The organism is Pseudomonas sp. BF-RE-21, assembly GCF_019947305.1.
Lineage (GTDB): Bacteria > Pseudomonadota > Gammaproteobacteria > Pseudomonadales > Pseudomonadaceae > Aquipseudomonas > Aquipseudomonas migulae.
This window is the reverse complement of the sequence record NZ_JAGYGF010000012.1, coordinates 102601-121037: the sequence shown is the minus strand read 5'-3', so window position 1 is coordinate 121037 and position 18437 is coordinate 102601. Positions and strand designations below refer to the sequence as shown.

The 18437-nt window shown below is 54.4% G+C and carries 14 protein-coding genes; 4 read left to right on the top strand and 10 right to left on the bottom strand.

Annotation, left to right across the window (positions count from 1 at the left end; translation table 11 throughout):
• The first annotated feature begins 1 nt into the window (after position 1).
• The 4 genes from KGB25_RS11600 to KGB25_RS11585 all read left to right on the top strand — a co-directional run bounded on the left by KGB25_RS11600 (position 2) and on the right by KGB25_RS11585 (position 5454).
• The gene (locus KGB25_RS11600; RefSeq protein WP_223435011.1) at positions 2-2473 is read left to right on the top strand and encodes an ABC transporter permease; all 2472 of its coding nucleotides are present in this window, start codon (positions 2-4) and stop codon (positions 2471-2473) included.
• Positions 2463-3530, top strand: coding sequence for a lipocalin-like domain-containing protein (locus tag KGB25_RS11595; protein ID WP_223435002.1), 1068 nt, complete (start codon positions 2463-2465; stop codon positions 3528-3530). Before KGB25_RS11600 ends, KGB25_RS11595 begins: the two co-directional genes overlap by 11 nt.
• Before the next feature lie 168 nt (positions 3531-3698).
• Positions 3699-4277: a hypothetical protein gene (locus KGB25_RS11590; protein WP_207286173.1), complete on the top strand. Its 579-nt coding sequence runs from the start codon at positions 3699-3701 to the stop codon at positions 4275-4277.
• 355 nt (positions 4278-4632) lie between these two features.
• Positions 4633-5454 carry a VanW family protein gene (locus tag KGB25_RS11585; RefSeq protein WP_223435001.1) on the top strand — a complete coding sequence of 274 codons (822 nt, stop codon included), beginning with the start codon at positions 4633-4635 and terminating at the stop codon, positions 5452-5454.
• Positions 5455-5486: 32 nt separating this feature from the next.
• On the opposite strand, the gene KGB25_RS11580 is transcribed toward KGB25_RS11585, so the two are convergent.
• The 10 genes from KGB25_RS11580 to tssI all read right to left on the bottom strand — a co-directional run bounded on the left by KGB25_RS11580 (position 5487) and on the right by tssI (position 18353).
• The gene (locus tag KGB25_RS11580) at positions 5487-6572 is read right to left on the bottom strand and encodes a DUF6708 domain-containing protein (RefSeq protein WP_317850746.1); all 1086 of its coding nucleotides are present in this window, start codon (positions 6570-6572) and stop codon (positions 5487-5489) included.
• Positions 6569-7672 (bottom strand): DUF6708 domain-containing protein, encoded by a 1104-nt coding sequence (locus tag KGB25_RS11575; RefSeq protein WP_223435000.1) that lies wholly within the window; start codon positions 7670-7672, stop codon positions 6569-6571. The genes KGB25_RS11580 and KGB25_RS11575 overlap by 4 nt, the downstream gene beginning before the upstream one ends.
• Positions 7673-7698: 26 nt before the next feature.
• Entirely contained in the window at positions 7699-8751 is a 1053-nt protein-coding gene (locus KGB25_RS11570) for a hypothetical protein (protein WP_223434999.1), read from the bottom strand.
• 22 nt (positions 8752-8773) lie between these two features.
• A complete protein-coding gene (locus KGB25_RS11565; protein ID WP_317850747.1) occupies positions 8774-9868 on the bottom strand; it encodes a DUF6708 domain-containing protein in 1095 nt (364 codons plus the stop codon).
• Positions 9869-9894: 26 nt separating this feature from the next.
• Positions 9895-10947, bottom strand: a complete 1053-nt coding sequence (locus KGB25_RS11560; protein WP_223434998.1) for a DUF6708 domain-containing protein — start codon at positions 10945-10947, stop codon at positions 9895-9897.
• A gap of 22 nt (positions 10948-10969) precedes the next feature.
• On the bottom strand, positions 10970-12067 hold the full coding sequence (locus tag KGB25_RS11555) for a DUF6708 domain-containing protein (RefSeq protein WP_310650443.1): 1098 nt from the start codon (positions 12065-12067) through the stop codon (positions 10970-10972).
• Between the two features lie 4 nt (positions 12068-12071).
• A complete protein-coding gene (locus KGB25_RS11550; protein ID WP_223434997.1) occupies positions 12072-13826 on the bottom strand; it encodes a hypothetical protein in 1755 nt (584 codons plus the stop codon).
• A gap of 183 nt (positions 13827-14009) precedes the next feature.
• Positions 14010-15422, bottom strand: coding sequence for a toxin VasX (locus KGB25_RS11545; protein WP_223434996.1), 1413 nt, complete (start codon positions 15420-15422; stop codon positions 14010-14012).
• A complete protein-coding gene (locus KGB25_RS11540) occupies positions 15419-16318 on the bottom strand; it encodes a DUF4123 domain-containing protein (RefSeq protein ID WP_223434995.1) in 900 nt (299 codons plus the stop codon). The genes KGB25_RS11545 and KGB25_RS11540 overlap by 4 nt, the downstream gene beginning before the upstream one ends.
• On the bottom strand, positions 16311-18353 hold the full coding sequence (tssI, locus tag KGB25_RS11535; RefSeq protein WP_223434994.1) for a type VI secretion system tip protein VgrG: 2043 nt from the start codon (positions 18351-18353) through the stop codon (positions 16311-16313). Before tssI ends, KGB25_RS11540 begins: the two co-directional genes overlap by 8 nt.
• Positions 18354-18437 lie beyond the last annotated feature (84 nt).

The following is an 18437-nucleotide window of genomic DNA, read 5'->3' as shown; positions in this document are numbered from 1 at the left end:
GGTGAGGGTCTTTCGCGAGACGTTGCGGGCGCTGCTCAGCCATTGGCGGCAGCACCCGGTGCAGTTTTTCAGTGTGCTGACCGGGCTGTGGCTGGCCACCAGCCTGCTGACCGGTGTGCAGGCGCTCAACAGTCAGGCGCGGGAAAGTTATGCGCGGGCCAGTCAGTTGATCGGCGGTGAGCCGCAGGCCAGCCTCAGCGCACCCGGTGGCGGGACTTTTTCTCAGGCATTGTTTATCGAACTGCGCCGCGCCGGTTGGCCGGTGTCGCCGGTGCTGCAAGGGCGGGTGACGCTCAAGGGCCATGAAGACCAGCGCTTGCAACTGATGGGCATCGAGCCGGTGTCGCTGCCGGCCGGGTCAGCGGTGGCCGGGCGGGCATTGGACATCGAGCAGATCGTCCGGTTTTTCAGCCCGCCGGGCAGCACCTGGATTTCGCCGCAGACGTTGCAAGCGTTGGGCATGCGCGAAGGCGAGCAGCCGCTGACGTTGAGCGGGGCGACATTGCCGCCGTTGCATGTACAAACCGACATGGCCCCCGGCGTGTTGCTGGTGGATATCGGCTTCGCCCAGCAGATTCTGGGGCTGCCGGAGCAACTGTCACGTCTGCTGCTGCCCAAGAATTTCACCGCCACCTTGCCGGATCAGTTCAAAAGCCAGCTCCAACTCAAAAGCAGCGGCGAAGAAAACAACCTCTCGCGCCTCACCGAAAGTTTTCACCTGAACCTCGATGCCTTGGGTTTTCTGTCTTTCGTGGTCGGCCTGTTCATCGTTCACGCGGCCATCGGGCTGGCGCTGGAACAACGCCGAGGGCTGCTGCGAACCCTGCGCGCCTGTGGTGTCAGCGCACGGATGTTGATCGCTTGCCTCGCCGTTGAACTGGGCGGCCTGGCACTGCTCGGCGGCCTCGCCGGCGTTGCCAGCGGATACCTGCTGGCCAGCGTGCTGCTGCCGGATGTCGCCGCCAGTTTGCGCGGTTTGTACGGTGCCGAAGTGGCGGGGCAGTTGAGCCTCAGTCCATGGTGGTGGCTCAGTGGTGTCGGTCTGAGCCTGTTCGGCGCGTTATTGGCCGGATCCAACAGTTTGTTGCGGGCGGCGCGTCTGCCGTTGCTGGCCCTGGCCGATCCGCAAGCCTGGCACCAGGCTCACGCAAGCTGGTTGCGGCGCCAGGCTTGGGTCGCGGCGATTGCCGGCGTGATCGCGTTGTTGGCGCTGATCCGGGGCGACAGCCTCGCCAGTGGATTTGTGCTGATGGCGGCATTGTTGATCGGTGCCGCACTGGCGCTGCCGGTGGTGCTCAACAGCGTGCTGAACCTGACGCTGCATCGCAGCCGCTCGGTGCTCGGCCAATGGTTTCTCGCCGATTGCCGCCAGCAACTGCCGGCCCTGAGCCTGGCGCTGATGGCGCTGCTGTTGGCATTGGCGGCGAACATCGGCGCCGGCAGCATGACCGCCGGTTTCCGCCAGACCTTCAGCAACTGGCTCGAACAACGCCTGACTGCCGAGCTGTACGTGAACCCGCAAAATCCGGCCCAGGCCAGAGAACTGCAGAGCTGGCTCAAACAGCAACCCTCCCTCAGCGCGGTGCTGCCCAACTGGCAGGTGTCGATCCAGTTGCAAGGCTGGCCGGCGGACGTGTTCGGCGTGATCGATCACCCGACCTATCGCCAGCACTGGCCGCTGTTGGAGGCCTTGGGCGACAACCCGTGGGACCGGCTGGCCAAGGACGACGCCTTGATGCTCAGCGAACAACTGGCGCGGCGGTTGAAAGTGCATCTGGGTGACCACCTGACGATTCCCACACCGGCGGGCCCCTGGTCGCCGCGAATCGTCGGGATCTACGCCGACTACGGCAACCCCAAGGGTCACCTCCTGGTCAACGTCAATCATCTGCTGCGCGGCTGGCCGCAACTGACGCCGAACCGTTTCAACCTGCGTATCGACCCGCCGTTGATTGCGCCGTTCCTGCAAACCCTGCAAGCGCGCTTCGCCCTCGATGACAGTCGCATCGTCGATCAGGCCCGGCTCAAGGGCTGGTCCACGCAAGTGTTCGAACGCACCTTCGCCGCCACTGCCGCGCTGAACAGTCTGACCCTCGCAGTCGCGGGCGTGGCGCTGTTCATCAGCCTGCTGACCCAGAGTCAGAGCCGCCTCGGACAACTCGCGCCCCTGTGGGCGCTGGGCGTGACGCGCCGACAATTGATGCTGCTCAACCTCGGGCAAACCTGGCTGCTGGCAGTGCTGACGCTGATGTTGGCGTTGCCGTTGGGCATCGCGCTGGCGTGGTGCCTGGACACGGTGATCAACGTTCAGGCGTTCGGCTGGCGCCTGCCGTTGCGGGTCTTTCCGTTGCAGCTGTTGCAGTTGATGGGGCTGGCGTTGCTCGCGACTTTGCTGGCGTCGGCGTGGCCGCTGTACTCGCTGTATCGCTCGCAACCGGCGGACCTGCTGAGGACGTTTGCTCATGAGGATTAAGCTCGGCGCGTTGTTGCTGGCACTTTTTTTGAGCGGCTGCGATGACACGGCGTCGGTTGAAAAAGGTTTCGCCGGGCTCGGGGGTGAAGCTGCCGCGTTCACACCCGTAGTGCCCGGCCGGGTGTTCAGTTTCCCGGCGGATCACGGTCCCCACGATGGCTTTCGGATCGAGTGGTGGTACGTCACGGCTAACCTCAAGGACGATCAGGGCCGCGAGTTCGGCGTGCAATGGACGCTGTTTCGCAGTGCCTTGAAAGCCGCGCCCGAGGTGGCGGGTTGGGGCAATCAGGTGATCTGGTTGGGGCATGCTGCGGTGACCTCTGCCACGGTGCATCATGCTGCCGAGCGTTATTCCCGGGGCGGCGTTGGTCAGGCGGGAGTGAGTCTTGACCCGTTCAATGCGTGGATCGACGACTGGCGATTCAGCAGCCAGGGCGCCGATCCTCTGGCGGAGCTTCAACTCAGTGCCCGCGACAAGGCGTTCGGCTACCAGCTGCGGCTGACTTCCACGCGTCCACTGGTGCTTCAGGGCGACAAGGGTTTCAGTCAGAAATCCGAACAGGGCCAGGCGTCGTACTACTACAGCCAGCCGTTTTTCCAGGCCAGCGGCACGTTGGATATCGACGGCAAGGCCTATCAGGTCAGCGGTCCAGCCTGGCTTGACCGCGAGTGGAGCAGCCAGCCACTGACCGCCAATCAGACAGGTTGGGACTGGTTTTCCCTGCACCTGGACAGCGGCGAACAGGTCATGCTGTACCGCATGCGGCAGAAAAACGGCGAGCCGTATCTCACCGGCACCTGGATCGACGCGCAGGGCCAGACTCAGTTATTGCACGCCGCCGACATCATCCTCACGCCACAAGACACCGCGACAGTCGCCGGTCGTTCGATGCCGGTTCGCTGGTCAATCAAAATCCCCGCCAAGCACCTCGACATCACCCTCGATGCCCTCAATCGCAATGCCTGGATGAATTTGCGCATTCCATACTGGGAAGGCCCCGTGCGCCTGAGCGGCAGTCATGCAGGGCAGGGCTATCTGGAAATGACCGGGTATTGAGCCGCAGCTCTCGACAGCGCGTGCCTCGAAATACTCCGACGTACCGCGTCCACCCGTGCAAGAGACGGCGGACAATCGCTGAACAGCGTCTATGCTCAGTGGCACAGACGGCGCCGAACCTCGATTCAGAGCCGTCTGCTGCCATCCACCACAGGGAATGTTCCGCTTATGAAACTTCATGCTCTGACCAAAGCCATCACCCTCGCCACCGTGCTGTCCACTGTCAGCTTCAGCGCCGTGGCAGCGGACATTCCGTTGTCTGCCGTCGTTGAAGCCGATCAAGTCACGACCAAAGTCCTGGCCGTAGACGCCGCCAACCACCAAGTCGTCCTTGAAGGTGCTGAAGGCCGTGAGGTGAATGTACAACTGAGCGACAATGCCAAGAATCTGGGTAACCTGAAGGTCGGTGATAAGGTCACTGTCGAGGTTATCCGCTCGGTTGCCGCTTACCTCGACACCGATGTCGACAAAGGTCTGCCGGGCTCTACCGAACGCACCGGAGAAATCCGCGCCACCAAAGACGACCCCAACCCTGGGGGTGAAGCCTTCCGTCAGGTACAGGTACAACTGCAAATCACCAAAATTGATGTGGCGAAAAACCAGGTGACCTTCAAGGGACCCCGCGGACACTCGAAAACCATCAACGTTGAAAAACCTGAAGTTCAGAAAAAACTGAAAGACTTGAAAGTAGGGCAGAGCGTCGTCGTGACGTATACCGATGTATTGAAAGTGACCACTCAACACTAAAGTTGAGTCTTGGCTCTACAGCTTGATCATTCCTGTACAGTTTCTTGTATAGGAATGATCAGAATTAATGGTCTAACTGGTGGGTTTAAAAAGTTGTCGGCGTAATATTGCAATCGACATTTTGTTAAACATTGTGTACACAAATTTCATGTTTATGCACACGGACATATCCGCCAACTTCTATTAAAATCCCTCCCGTTCGCCCAGTGTCAGGGCTCTTTACCAGTGCATGGATTGCCGAGGCCATTACACTGGGCGAACACCTTCTTCAAGTGCAATATGCACTGCATAAATCCGATAGGATGCCTAGCATTTCTTGTAAAGGATAAAAACGGCAGCCGCCGTTCTGACACGGATGAAACCTCTCTCCCTTTATCACCCGGCCCTCTACTGGCTGCGCGTGTGGCAAAAAAGACTGTTCCGCCAACTGGCGTGGCGCTTCTCCCGCAAACGTTACGCTCGCCCGAAAGACACCTTTGAGCGCTTGCCGTACCGATACCTCAAACACACCTCCAAACTGATCCGCAAACTCGGCGACTCCGATTTGCAGCTGCAACACAACAAAGTCGTGAACCTGAAATTGGCCGTGGCTTCAATAGACGGCGTGGTCATTGGCCCCGGTGAATACTTTTCCTTCTGCCGTCTGGTCGGCCGACCGACCCGAAAACGCGGTTACGTCGAAGGCATGGAACTGTCCTTCGGTGAAGCGCGCAGCGGCGTCGGTGGCGGGATTTGCCAACTAAGCAACCTGATCCACTGGATGGCGATTCACTCCCCGCTGCTGGTAGTCGAGCGATCGAATCACAGCTTCGACCCATTTCCTGACGAGGGGCGCGTGCTGCCATTCGGTTCCGGGGCGGCGATCTTTTACAACTACATCGACCTGGTGCTGCACAACCCGACGGATCGGCACTTTCAGTTGAAGTTGAAAGTGGCTGAGCAGCAGTTGGAAGGGGAGTTGTTGTGTGATCAGGTCCGGGCGTTTCGGTATCACGTTTATCAACGGGAACACCGGTTTGTGCGTGAAGGCGGGCGGGTGTTTCGGGAGAATGAAATCTGGCGGGATGTGAGGAGCAAGGGGCAGGAGAGTCAGGTATTGGAGAGTGCGCGGCTTTATAAGAATCGGGTGGTAGTCAAGTATGAGGTTGAAGAGAGTTTATTGGCTGAGCGTGCATAAAAAACGGGCGATCATTTGATCGCCCGTTTTTCTTAACTTGTTTTTTGCATCGGGTGCTTACTGGCGTCGAAATACTCCATGAAGCTCTGGCCCTGAGCAAAGGCTTTTTCAATCCTGGCGCTCTGTGCAACCAACTCGGCACTTGGCGTTGCCCATTGCTCCGGGGGCAGTGGTTTCGACCAGTCTGCAATCGAATCCGGCAGCGCTTTCATACTGTAGCCATGGTCCCACTCTGCAACCCAGTAAGGGAAACGCCACCAAGTGATCAGGTGTGTCAGGTACCACCAGCCAACGCCAAGCGCCGAGCGCTCGTTGTGTTGGTATTCCTCATGCATATCGGCACGCTCTTGATCGAAGGTATGGCGGCCTTCGTAAGGCGCCTTGCCGGGGCAGTACTGCGGTCCTTTTTCCATATAAACGCGGATTGCTTCCCACTCGCCCAAGCCATGGATGGGTGTTGCTACACCTTGGTTTACGAAGTGGACTGTGTCGGACTTGGGATCGTCGAAGGCCATGCCAAAGGTGTAAGTGCTGATGATGCCTTCGCCGGTTGAACCGGTACTGACTGAGAGCCAGGCGACCAGTTCTTCCCATGGCTGGATGACGGGTTCGTCGGAGTTGTTGGGGAAAAAGCAGACTTCGCGGCGTTGGCGGTTGAAGCGGATGGGGCGGGTCTTGGATTTATTGAGGGTGGTACTGATCACTGCATACAGTCCTAAAACCGCTGCGCCTGCCGCTCCCCAAGCACCGATGGCAGCACCCATGGGAAAAAACTCTTTGAAAATGTATATAAATGTTCGGTCGTAGGGATCACCGATACTCATCAAGCCTGCGATAAAAGGTCCTACTATCAAACTTACAATCAACAAGAGCATTACACTTGCGATCATCACTCTGGCCTGGAAAGCCTTATTGAAGTTGCTACTACCGACATCGAGATAAGTATCGTTGACCTCAAGAAAGCTTCCACCCAAGTCCATTGGTGTCTGCCCGGTAGGAATGGGTAGTGGTGAAAAGAACAATGCCTCGCCAGTGGCAAAACGTCGGGTCTCACCAGCGACAGGGTGCTGATTGCTCAAGTCCCGCCAATCACCGGGTTGTTTGATATCTACGCTCATAATGCCGAACTATCCGCAGATTCTTTTGTCTCGGTTTTGCTGAGGTTGGCCTTGAAGTACGTCATGAAATCCTGTCCTTGAGCAAAGGCTCTTTCAATCTTCGCGCTTTGCTCGTTCAAAGCTGAGCTCGGTTTGGCCCATTGCTCAGACGGTAAAGGTTTAGACCACTCAGCAATGGATTCAGGTAGAGACTTCATGCTGAAACGATGGTCCCATTCCGCTACCCAGTACGGAAAACGCCACCAAGTGATCAGGTGTGTCAGGTACCACCAGCCAACGCCTAAAGCGGAACGCTCGTTGTGCTGGTATTCCTCATGCATGTCTTGTCGTTCTTTATCGAAGGTGTGACGGCCTTCGTAGGGGGCTTTGCCAGGGCAGAACTCTGGGCCTTTTTCCATATAGACACGTATGGCTTCCCATTTGCCCAAGCCATGAGTAGGAGTCATTACTCCTTGTCTCACAAAGTGCACTACGTCAGCTCTGGAATCGTCGAACGCCATACCAAAGGTATAGGCGCTTGTTACCCCCACTCCAGTCACACCTGTACTGATTGAGAGCCAAGATACTGTCTCTTCCCATGGTTGAATGACAGGAGCGTCAGAACCTTCGGGGAAAAAGCAGACTTCACGACGTTGGCGGTTGAATCGAATTGGACGGGTGCGGGACTTCGCTCTGGTAGTGCTCAAAATAACGTAAGTACCGAGAAGCGCGGCTATTGCTCCTCCCCAAAGACTAAAGGTCACACCGAAATGGAACATACCTGCAGCTCTGTCCCAAAAGGATTCGGAAAATGGATTTCCCCAAGTAGTAGATCCTGCAAGCAAAGGCAAAACAATCAGGCATGAGAAGATGAATATCATACCGAGCCCAATCATTGCCCTAGCTTGGAAAGCCTTGCCGAAATTACTACTGCCCAAGTCGAGGAATGTCTCGTTGACTTCAACGAAGCTTCCGCCGAAATCCATGGGGATTTGCCCGGTAGGCACCGGCAGTGGCGAAAAAAATAGAGCCTCTCCAGTAGCAAAACGACGAGTTTCACCGGCGGCAGGGCGCTGCTGTTTAATATCGAACTCGTCGTGCTGCGCAGAGATAGGTGTCATTCGGAGAGCCATAAACGGTATTCGGCCTAGGACGCATCCACTGTGGGCTCTTTAGCCGGTTCGGAAAATTTCACCTTGAAGTAATCCAGCAGGTTTTGCCCTTTGGCAAAGGCCTTCCGAATTTCAGTGCTCTCTTCGAGCAACGCTTCGCTTGGCGTAGCGTGTTGCTCAATGGGGAGAGGTCTTGACCACTCCAGGACTTCTTTAGGGAAGGCGGCTTTTGGGCGGTTGTTGACCCAACCAGAGATATAGCACGGCAAAGTCCAGCCGCTGAAAAATTGAATGACCAGAAAACCCCCTACGTAGCGTAGAAATGAGTGATCCACGCGGTAGCTACGTCGACACAAGTGGAAAAAGGGAACGCTGCCTTCTTCAAACTCTTCCGTTTCATCAGATGGCAGCGCGAAACTTCCCACTTCCATGTACATGCGGATCGCCTCCCATTCGGACACGGCCAGACTCAAACTGCTGCTCGGCACTACGGACCACAAGACATCGCCACTGGCACTATCACGCAAACCGATCATTAGCTTGTATTCGGGCATCACCGCATATTGAGTAATAAGCTGGCCCGCGGATACACAAGCGATTGCCTCCTCCCAAGGGACATAGCGTGGCGCGGCTCCCTTTTTTGGTACGAACACAACTTCACGGCGTTGTCGGTTAAAGCGGATAGGGGGGTGAACAGTGATCTGGCGGACTGCATAACAAAATATACAAACGTAAACAGCGGAAAGACACCAGATGAATCCCTGGACGTAGGCGTTTGTAAAAAAATCTATCCAACTGGTCCAGAAAGGCTGAACGTCTCTTCTCAGCCACGAGCCAAAACCTGATACAAAAAGGAAGAAGAGGGTGATGAACATTACCGAACCGATGCCTGCACGAGCCATGAACTCGAAATTTGCACGGCCGACTGCAAAGTCCAGAAAGACATCGTTGGTGTCACGATGCAGCTGGCGAGCACTGAAAGGCGGAAGACCTGTAGGCACTGGCCTAGGTGATAAGTAGACAATCTCTGTGCCGGATTCACTTTTAAAGTCTCCGGCATGAGGTAGTCGGTCGTATTTATGCTTCAAGGACGTGGCTCATCGTTTCCATTCAGTTATTTATCGATTCTTCTGTCTTGTTTGCGTTTAGATTTGCCTTGAAGTAAGTCATGAAATCTTGTCCCTGAGCAAAAGCCTTCTCGATCTTGGCGCTTTGCTCTTTCAAAGCTTGGCTCGGCTTGGCCCATTGCTCAGACGGTAAAGGTTTAGACCACTCAGCAATGGATTCAGGTAGAGACTTCATGCTGAAACGATGGTCCCATTCCGCTACCCAGTACGGAAAACGCCACCAAGTGATCAGGTGTGTCAGGTACCACCAGCCAACGCCTAAAGCGGAACGCTCGTTGTGCTGGTATTCCTCATGCATGTCTTGTCGTTCTTTATCGAAGGTGTGACGACCCTCGTAGGGTGCTTTGCCAGGGCAGAATTCTGGACCTTTTTCCATGTAGACACGTATGGCTTCCCATTTGCCTAGTCCATGAATAGGAGTCATGACCTCTTGTACAAAAAAGTGCACCGTATCGGCCTTGGGATTATCTATGGCCATGCCAAAGGTGTAGCTACTGATTACGCCTACTCCTGTAAATCCGGTGCTGACTGATATCCACGCAACCGTGTCTTCCCAAGGCTGGATCATTGGTTCGTCGGAACCATCCGGGAAGTAACAGACCTCTCGGCGTTGACGGTTAAATCGAATAGGTCGGGTACGGGCTTTGCTTCTGGTGGTGCTGATAATCGCGTACAGGCCGATCAGCGCTGCTCCTCCTCCACACCAGAGCGCTAGTGATAGTCCAAACTCAAAAAAATCGCTGAAGTAAAACCAAAAGCTTCTACCGAATGGATTTATGAATGCTGCGAAGCCCATCAAGGTTGGGAGAACAAACAGACAAACGAGAACTACGACTGTAGGAAGCGAAACAGCTAAACGTGCTTGGAAAGATTTGGTGGGGTTGCTGCTGCCCAAGTCCAGGTAGGTGTCGTTGACTTCAACGAAGCTGCCGCCGAGATCCATTGGGATTTGCCCGGTAGGCACCGGCAGTGGCGAAAAAAATAGAGCCTCTCCTGTAGCAAAACGACGAGTTTCACCGGCAGCAGGGCGCTGCTGTTTAATATCGAACTCGTCGTGCTGCGCAGAGATAGGTGTCATTCGGAAAGCCATAAACGGTATTCGGCCTAGGATGCATCCACTGTGGGCTCGTTAGCCGGTTCGGAAAATTTCACCTTGAAGTAATCCAGCAGGTTTTGCCCTTTGGCAAAGGCCTTCCGGATTTCAGCGCTTTCCTCGAGCAACGCTTCGCTCGGCAGAGCGTGTTGCTCAGTGGGGAGAGGTCTTGACCATTCCAGGACTTCTTTAGGAAAACCTGCTTTTGGCCGACGGTTCACCCAACCAGATATGTAGCACGGTATTGTCCAGCCGCTAAAAAATTGTATTGTCAAAAAGCCCCAGGTGTAACGTAGAAATGAGTGATTTGCTCGATAACTACGACGACACAGATGGAAGAATTCGACGGAGCCTTCCTCTAGTTCGTCCGATTGATCTGGGGGGAGGGCAGACATACCTTCCTCCATATAGGCACGAATTGCCTCCCACTCAGAAACGGCAAGGCTCAAATTACTGCTGGGTATAACGGACCACAATACATTTCCGGTGCCGGCATCCCGCAGGCCAATCATAAGTTTGTATTCTGGCATCACTGCATATTGGGTAATGAGTTTTCCCACTGAGACACAGGCTATAACATCTTCCCAAGGTACATATCGTGGTTTATGGCCCTTTTGAGGTACAAATACGACTTCGCGGCGCTGCCTGTTAAAGCGAACAGGTGGGTGTGCTGAAACTTGTCGAGCGGCTTGATGGAAGAAATAAATATAGGTAAGTGCGATAGCGCCAATAATCAACCAAAGTACAGGGTTGAAAAAAAAGCTGAGCCAACCACTCAAAAATGGCTCTGCGTTTCTTCTAAGGTAAGAGGCGAAAGCAGAGAAAAAAAATAGCAAAGTGACAATGAGTATGACCGCGCCGATACCAATTCTAGCCATAAATTCAAAATTGCCTTGCCCGACAGCAAAGTCTAGAAAGGTTTCATTGGTGTTACGGTGCAGTTGGCGCGCACTGAAAAGCGGCAGACCTGTAGGGACGGGCCTAGGTGATAGGTAGACAATCTCTGTGCCGGATTCACTTTCAAAGTCTCCGGCATGAGGTAGTCGGTCGTATTTATGCTTCAAGGACGCGGCTCATCGTTTTCATTCAGTTATTTATCGATTCTTCTGTCTTGTTTGCGTTTAGATTTGCCTTGAAGTAAGTCATGAAATCTTGTCCCTGAGTAAAAGCCTTCTCGATCTTGGCGCTTTGCTCTTTTAGAGCTTGACTCGGCTTGGCCCACTGCTCAGGCGGTAGAGATTTTGACCATTCAGCAATGGAGTTAGGTAAGGACTTCATGCTGTAGCGGTGGTCCCATTCCGCTACCCAGTACGGAAAGCGCCACAAGGTGATTAGATGGGAAAAGTACCACCAACCAACTCCAAGCGCGGAGCGGTCGCCTTCGCGGTATTCCTGACTAATGGTTTCGCGTTGTTGATCGAATGTGTGTCGACCTTCATATGGCGCCTTGCCGGGGCAAAATTTCGGGCCTTTTTCCATATAGATACGTATTGCTTCCCACTTGCTTAATGCATGCGTCGGCGTCATAACTTGTTGGTTAACGAAGTGCACTTTATTACGTTTTTGGTCGTCGAATGCCATTCCAAAAGTGTAATTGCTCATGACGCCTACACCTGTAACACCCGTGCTGACGGAAAGCCATGAGACCATTTCTTCCCATGGCTGGATGACCTGCTCGTCGGACCCGTTGGGAAAGAAGCAAACCTCACGTCGTTGTCGATGGAAGCGGATTGGACGGCTTCGAGTTTTATTAAAAGTACTGCTGAGAATTACGTAAATCCCCATAGCTGAGAAACCCAAGGCCCCCCACATAGCAAATTCCAATCCTGGAAAGAAAAACTCTAAAAAATTATCTGAAAAGCTTCGGCCATAAGGATCCCCAAAAGCTGTTAGGCCAATGATAAGGGGGCCGATCACAACGCATGTAATTATAAAAGCCATGACGAGTCCAATCATGGCTTGTGTTTGAAATGCCTTGTTGAAATTACTGCTTCCAATGTCGAGAAAAGATTCATTGATTTCTATGAAACTTCCGTCTAAGTCCATAGGGGTGTCGCCAGTAGGGACGGGGAGTGGAGCCAGAAATACGGCCTCACCCGTCGCAAATTTACGTACTTCTCCGGCTGTCGGTCTTTGAAGTTTTATATTGATTTCGTCGATTATGTTATTGTCAGGTGCTGGCATCTGATTAACCGGATATTTGAGATTGGGTGGATGTACTTAAATAGTCATGGGTTATGAGTGCCCAAGGAGAGTTTTCCTTGCGAGTCCGCAAAATCGATGTTGGGGGTATTTCCTTATCATTGCCAGCATTCAATGTCAGTGTCTCGAATTTTTTCTCTCGTATAACATCCGAGCTTGGAAGTGGTCGATAGCGAAGCTTAATAGCAAGACCGCTCTGGGCATTTGCTTCATGCTGAAATATTTCCAAGCCTAACTCTAGTGGTGCATCTTGGTCGCTGATAAGGTTTAGCTGATATAGCATCGGCTCAGTCCAGGCCTCCCAGTCGTTTCGCTGGAGATTATTCATCCAGTAGGCGGAAATTCCAAGACCTGCTGCATCTAACTCTCGAGCCGTCATGCTTGGGATGCTAAGCACAGCCATCGATTGATTATTGATTTTTCGTAATGTGACTTTGGGGGCGCCAGTAATGTCCGCTAAGAGTAGGCGCTCCTTATCTAAGCTGTTATTGTTGCTTTTTTTTCCCCAGGCACCTTTTTGTAGCCAGTTATCTAATTCAGTTTTGTTGTTGCGGTTATAGATCCATTCTCCGCCCAACTGCAAACCTGTCAGCACTAAACCGATTAAGTTTGCCCTTGCTGCGATGCTCAATACCCTTGCTCCTGCAGTTGCCCAAGCCACCGCTCTAGCTTCATTAAGTGTAGTAGTTGCTTTGAATAGACTATGAGCTGTCTGAGTCGTTGCCCAACCGTTTACCACAACTTGTCCAGAATCACCAGCCAAAGTCATGCTTGCACCTGCCAGCTTGGCACTATCGCCAGTTCTCATTGCTTCAGTCCATCTTGCAATCGACCCTTTTTCTCCTGATAGGCTAAGTACAGCTGCTGCTGTGCTAAATCCATAGCCTCCAAGCCCCAGGAAACCAGTCAGCTTGCCAAGGCGCGCGGCATACTTAATTTTTCCTGCAACACTAGTGTAATTGTTTACCGCGACCGAAAGGCTGGTACTTGCTATACCTTGAAGCGCTGCAAATCCTCCCCCAACGGTGGAAAATAGCGCATTAAAAAATGATATGACATCTGATCTATCCCTGGTTTCTTTTCTTCTTACTTCTCCGAGAACTACAATAAAATTAATCGCCTGCATAACAAAGGCCGCAGAAGCGAACAAGTCGCCGCCAGCGGATTTGTAGACATCTGCGCTCAGGCCTTTGTATTGCTTTCTCAGTCGGCTATCTTCAGCCATTCGGTGGAATTCAGTTACTTGTGAACTATTTAGACCGGCTATTTTTATTCCGGTCTTTCCTGGTGCTTCTCCAATCGGACTCATAGCTTGCGCTACTTTTGATTCCAATGGTGCTACTGACTGTTGTATCGCTTTTCGTTGAGAAACTAGCGAACGATGACTACCTTTGGGAGCTCTCCCTTTTCGTTCGCTTGCTAAAGTTTGTTTGATTTTGTTTTTGAGAGTTGACATCTCTTGACGAAGCTCCGAGAGCTTTTCCATGTCGGCTTCGAAGCGTCGAATTTGATCGGCGGAAGCAAAGGATAGTGTGATTCCACCTTGATTAAATGCTCGGAATATATCAATCCAAGCAGCGCCGGGAATCCGTCGAAGGAATTTGGCGGGGTCAATGGTGCGTCCGTTACCAAGGCCCTGCATGGCCTCTTCCATTGCATCTGCAAGTTTCAATTGCTTCGCTGGGTCATAGGCAGTGTTGCGGAGTTGATCAAAGGTAATGCCGTCAGGACCCAGATTCATAGTTGCAGCTAGTTTGCTGCTTACTAGTTCTTTGTATTCTTCTATGGTTTTTTGTGCTGCTTTAAAGTCTTTGTTTGCTTTCCAGCCATCCCGTGCATATTTGAAAAGTGATGCTAGTTTGGCTTGAAAGTCTTTTCGATCAGATAGGCTAAGTGTGAAGAACGTAGGAACGGTAAAGCCAGGCTATTTTTCTATTAGGTCTGCAATTGCTTTGGTAGCTTTGTCGGTTCGACAAATATCTTTCATGCATGCATATTCAGCACTCAAGGAGCTTTCCAATTGGTTGCTGAAGTTTGGGTCATAATACCAGGCGGAACGATAGAATCGACCTTCGCAAACTAGCTTGATTCGATCGTCGGTGATTAGGTCGAGACGATTATTCCAACGATTGAGTTGAGCCCTTTGTTGTTTAAGGAATGCCTCCATTGCAGGGCGGTCAATCAGGTCATTGATGCCTTGTTGCCCCATCTTGGCGCCATTAAGTGCATCATCAGCATTATCTTCGATTGATTCAATCAGATCCTCGTAACGAGGATACAGGGGGCCAAGATTTGTGCGCATCCGCATTTTTGCAGTGGTGATAGCACTTTTATGAGTACCTACACCAGACCATTGTGTTTGGTTTTTTACATTCACGTAGTCGACGATGTTTTGTCGCTGCTCAGGGCTTGTCTCGTCATTAAGCTTTGCGAAGCGAGGATCTGCTTTTGCGGCATTGGAGAGATTTGCGGTCGTAACGGTGTACAACGATTCGATGTAGCAACCAAACACATACTTCTTTTGATTGGCCTCAGCGTCACTCCAGTCACTGATCCAGCCAGTTACCAAATCCTGATGCTCGGCAAGGTCGCGCAGAACACCTAAATCGTCTTGCACAACCAGGTACAGGTGATCACGCTCGTTTTCCGCGTTCACTTGTTTTTTCAGCGCACCCAGCTGAGTTTTCTTGAAGTGCGACGCTTGTTCCCAGAGATAGTCTTTGCTTTCCTCTGGTTTAGCCCCTGCAGCTGCCGGTGATTTGCTCGGCTGCTCCGCCACTTCCGCAATCCACTTCTCCGCCTGACTCGGCGTCAGCAGATTAGCCGCGCCTTTCTCCGGATCAGCCTTGGTCAGGTCCACTGCCTGCATGAAGTATTCACGCTCGGACTTGTGCTTGATGACCTGCGCGCATTTGGCGGCGGTCCATTGCACTTCGGAGTAGTTGACGTAGAGCTTGCTCGAACGCGGGAAGACCAACACGGCTTCGCCTACGTTGCTTTCGCGTTTGTTGGCGGTGATTTCGCCTTTTTCCCACAGCAGTTGGGTCACGATGCCGTTCTGGATGCGGTATTCGTGCATGACGGCTTGAGGTTTTTTGTCGACGATGACGTAGAGCCAGCCGTCGCGGATCAAGCGAATGCCCAGTGGACGGGAAGTGGTTTTGTATGGCATCGCCAATGCACTGGATGGGTCGAGCCGTTCGACGAGGCCATAACGCAGCGGGATGAGCTGGATCTTGGCCTTCATCAGGGGGCAGCCACCCAGGGAGCACTTGCCGTCGTCCTGGCTTTTTGCAACGTTGTTTGGGCTTTTGCCGGCCGATGTTGGCGTGGTCATCCTTGATTCCTGTGCAGGGTTTCGGCCCGTTCCTGGGCAATATCAGCGACCCGTTCGAGTCTCTGAGCGGGCGTTTGTTCCGACGGGGTCTTGAGTATTGCATCCAGGTCCGGATGCTCCTCCAGCGCTCGCTCGCCGAGGAACCCGTGAATGTTGGCGTAGAGGGTGATGTCGAGTTCGCTGTTGAAGCCGCGATCGTAGGAGGTCGAGGCCAGTGCGTGCAGGTGTTCCCAGCGGTGCAGCGGCATCGATTGTGCCTGATAGGACGGGAAGTATTCGTGCATGTGCTGGTCGAGACGCAGGACGATGCTGCGGAAATTCACTTCATCCAGTTGGCTGAGTTGCTCGTCGCTCAAGCGATAGCGTTTGCTGTGGTTCGGCTCAGGGGCTTTGCCCGGTCGCTGGTTGATGTGCCAGCAACCCAATGCCGCGTCGGCGGCGACGATCTGCGAGCAGGGGCCGAACAGGGTAGGGTCCTTGATGCTCTCGGCGTGACTGAGCAATGCGTGGGCCACTGCTGGGTCGGCGATGCGCAGCAGGACTTCTTCACCCTGAGGGTGCATGACGCTGGTCAGCCAGCGGAAGTGCTCGACCATTTGTGTCCAGGGTTGATCGCTGAACACCAGGTAGCCCCACTCTTGGCGGGGCTCGGCGAGAAACTTCGCGAGGATGGGGTTGTTCTGTGCATTTATCTGAACCAGGCACGGCGAGACGTCGCCCAATTCCGCCCACTGTGTGCCGAGGTAGAGCGGCTCGAACACCGGGTCATCCGACCATTGATAAAGGTGCTGGGGCAGTTTCTCGACGCTGACGCCATCCAGCAACAATCCGACGGTGCCATTCCACGGCAGGCCTTGGGGCAATCCGTTTTCCAGCGTCCAGTCGGACTTAAGCATTTTGCGCCTCCAGTTTGGCCTTCTCGCAAATCGCGCAGATCGGCTTCTTCTGCATCAACGCTTGGCGCTGCGCGGGCACCAGCAATTGCCCGGCCTTATCCGCATCCGCCTGCTTCAACGGCCCCGGCAATATCGGCGCCGCCCCCGTCCCGCTGCCCGGTCCGCCACCGGAGTTCATGTTGATCGCCGGCCCGCTCAGGGTGACGCCACCTGCATCGATCTTGATGAAGCTGCCGCCGCCGATCAGGGTCAGTTCGCTGCCGGCTTCGAGCACGATTTTCATGCCGCTGCTCAGGTGGATTTCCTGGCCCGCGTCGATGAATTGCCCGGTGCCGATCTTGATGTGCTGGTTCACGCCCACGGTCAGGTGGTCGTTGGCGCGGGCTTCGACTTTGCGGTCTTCATAAACGGTGTGGTGTTCTTCGGCCTTGAATTCGCTGTAGCTGTTCTTCTCCACGGTGTCGTGGCGTTCGTTGCCGACGCGGATCTTCTGGTCGTGTTCGACGTTTTCGTCCCAGTCGCGCTGGGCGTGGAGGAAGATCTGTTCCTGGCCTTTCTTGTCTTCGATGCGCAGTTCGTTGAAGCCTGCGCCACCCGGTGAACTCAGGGTTTTGAAGGTGGTGCGGGTCTTGTTCGCCGGCAGGGCGTACGGGACGACGTTTTCCTTGTGGTACAGGCAGCCGCTGATCAGCGGCTGGTCGGGGTCGCCTTCGAGGAACGTGACGAGCACTTCCATGCCGATTCGCGGGATGGCGATGCCGCCGTAGTGCGCACCGGCCCACGCAGAGGAGACGCGCAGCCAGCAGCTGGTCTTGTCGTCGGCCTGACCTTCGCGGTCCCAGTGGAATTGCACTTTGACGCGGCCGTACTGATCGCAGTGGATTTCTTCACCTTTGGGCCCGGTGACCACGGCGCTCTGGCTGCCGAGAATGCGCGGTTTCTTCTGCGTCAGCGGCGGGCGGTTCGGCACGTCCCACGGGGTGGCCTGGAAGCGGTTGCGATAACCCTGATGGAAGTCGTCTTTCAGGTTGGTCGTGCTGCTGGTGACCGACTCTTCCAGCACTTGCGGCTGTTTGCCTTCGTGCAGGACTTCGGTCAGCAGCCACAGGTCGTTCCATTTAGCTTTCGGGTGTTGGGTCAGGGCCAGGAAATGGCCACTGACCAGTAACGGCTGATCGCTTTTGCCTTCGGCCAGCTGGAAGTCGCTGCGGTGACGTTCGAGGGCACGTTTGGCCAGGTGCTTGCCGCGTTCGCGGTCGATGAAGCGACCAGGGTAGTCGTAGTCTTCGAGGTCGGGCAGGGCGTCGCCACGGTGTTCGCTTTCGAGGTTGATGCGCGGTTTTTCGAAGTCGTAGTCGCGGCGGGTGATGCGGCTGGTGCGGGTTTCCAGGCGCAGGTCGAAGCGCTTGATCACCGGGTCGCTGGCGACCATGCCGGAATCTTGCTGATAGGCCACGGGCGCGAGTTTCGGGAACACCGTCTGGTCATCGCCGAACACCAGTTTGTGGGCCGTGGCGCTGTGCTCGAAGTGGTAGTGGATACCTTCTTCCTCGCACAGGCGCTGGACGAATTGCAGGTCCGATTCATCGTATTGAACGCAGTAGATGCGCTCGGGATAAATCGCCCCGACTTTGAATTGGTAGGCATTGCTCTGAATGCCGTGCTCTTCGAGGACCAGGCCGATGATTTTCGGTACCGTGAGGTTCTGGAAGATGCGCTGGTTGATGCGGTGCGCGAGGTAGGACAGTTGCGGGCGCAGGGTCACCGCGTAGCGGGTCAGGCGTTTGCCGGAATCACCCTGGGCGGCGCGATAGATCTGGCCATGAATGCCGCTGCCGTCGGGCGAGAGCTGCAAAAAGGCCGGTTTGTGCAGCAGGCTTTCGAGGTCCAGGGACGGCTTTTCACTGACCAGTTCCACCTCAAACACAAACGGCTGGCTGATGGCTTCCCGACCTTGCAGGGATAAAACCTGGAAGTCGCTGGAAAGACCTTCGATGGTCAGGGCAAAGTGAGTCTGATTGGCCGGCGCGAACATCCCTTGTTCCTCGTGCTGTGGAGCGGCGTTCGTCGACAACCGCAAAGCGGATCAACGCACGCGAAATTCTGGAGGGGCGTAAAC

Excerpts from the sequence above, each read along its gene's own strand:
- KGB25_RS11595 (WP_223435002.1), top strand. The coding sequence starts at position 2,463 with ATGAGGATTAAGCTCGGCGCGTTGTTGCTGGCACTTTTTTTGAGCGGC.
- KGB25_RS11590 (WP_207286173.1), top strand. The coding sequence starts at position 3,699 with ATGAAACTTCATGCTCTGACCAAAGCCATCACCCTCGCCACCGTGCTG.
- KGB25_RS11585 (WP_223435001.1), top strand. The coding sequence starts at position 4,633 with ATGAAACCTCTCTCCCTTTATCACCCGGCCCTCTACTGGCTGCGCGTG.
- KGB25_RS11580 (WP_317850746.1), bottom strand. The coding sequence starts at position 6,572 with ATGAGCGTAGATATCAAACAACCCGGTGATTGGCGGGACTTGAGCAAT.
- KGB25_RS11575 (WP_223435000.1), bottom strand. The coding sequence starts at position 7,672 with ATGACACCTATCTCTGCGCAGCACGACGAGTTCGATATTAAACAGCAG.
- KGB25_RS11565 (WP_317850747.1), bottom strand. The coding sequence starts at position 9,868 with ATGACACCTATCTCTGCGCAGCACGACGAGTTCGATATTAAACAGCAG.
- KGB25_RS11555 (WP_310650443.1), bottom strand. The coding sequence starts at position 12,067 with ATGCCAGCACCTGACAATAACATAATCGACGAAATCAATATAAAACTT.
- KGB25_RS11550 (WP_223434997.1), bottom strand. The coding sequence starts at position 13,826 with ATGAATCTGGGTCCTGACGGCATTACCTTTGATCAACTCCGCAACACT.
- KGB25_RS11545 (WP_223434996.1), bottom strand. The coding sequence starts at position 15,422 with ATGACCACGCCAACATCGGCCGGCAAAAGCCCAAACAACGTTGCAAAA.
- KGB25_RS11540 (WP_223434995.1), bottom strand. The coding sequence starts at position 16,318 with ATGCTTAAGTCCGACTGGACGCTGGAAAACGGATTGCCCCAAGGCCTG.
- tssI (WP_223434994.1), bottom strand. The coding sequence starts at position 18,353 with ATGTTCGCGCCGGCCAATCAGACTCACTTTGCCCTGACCATCGAAGGT.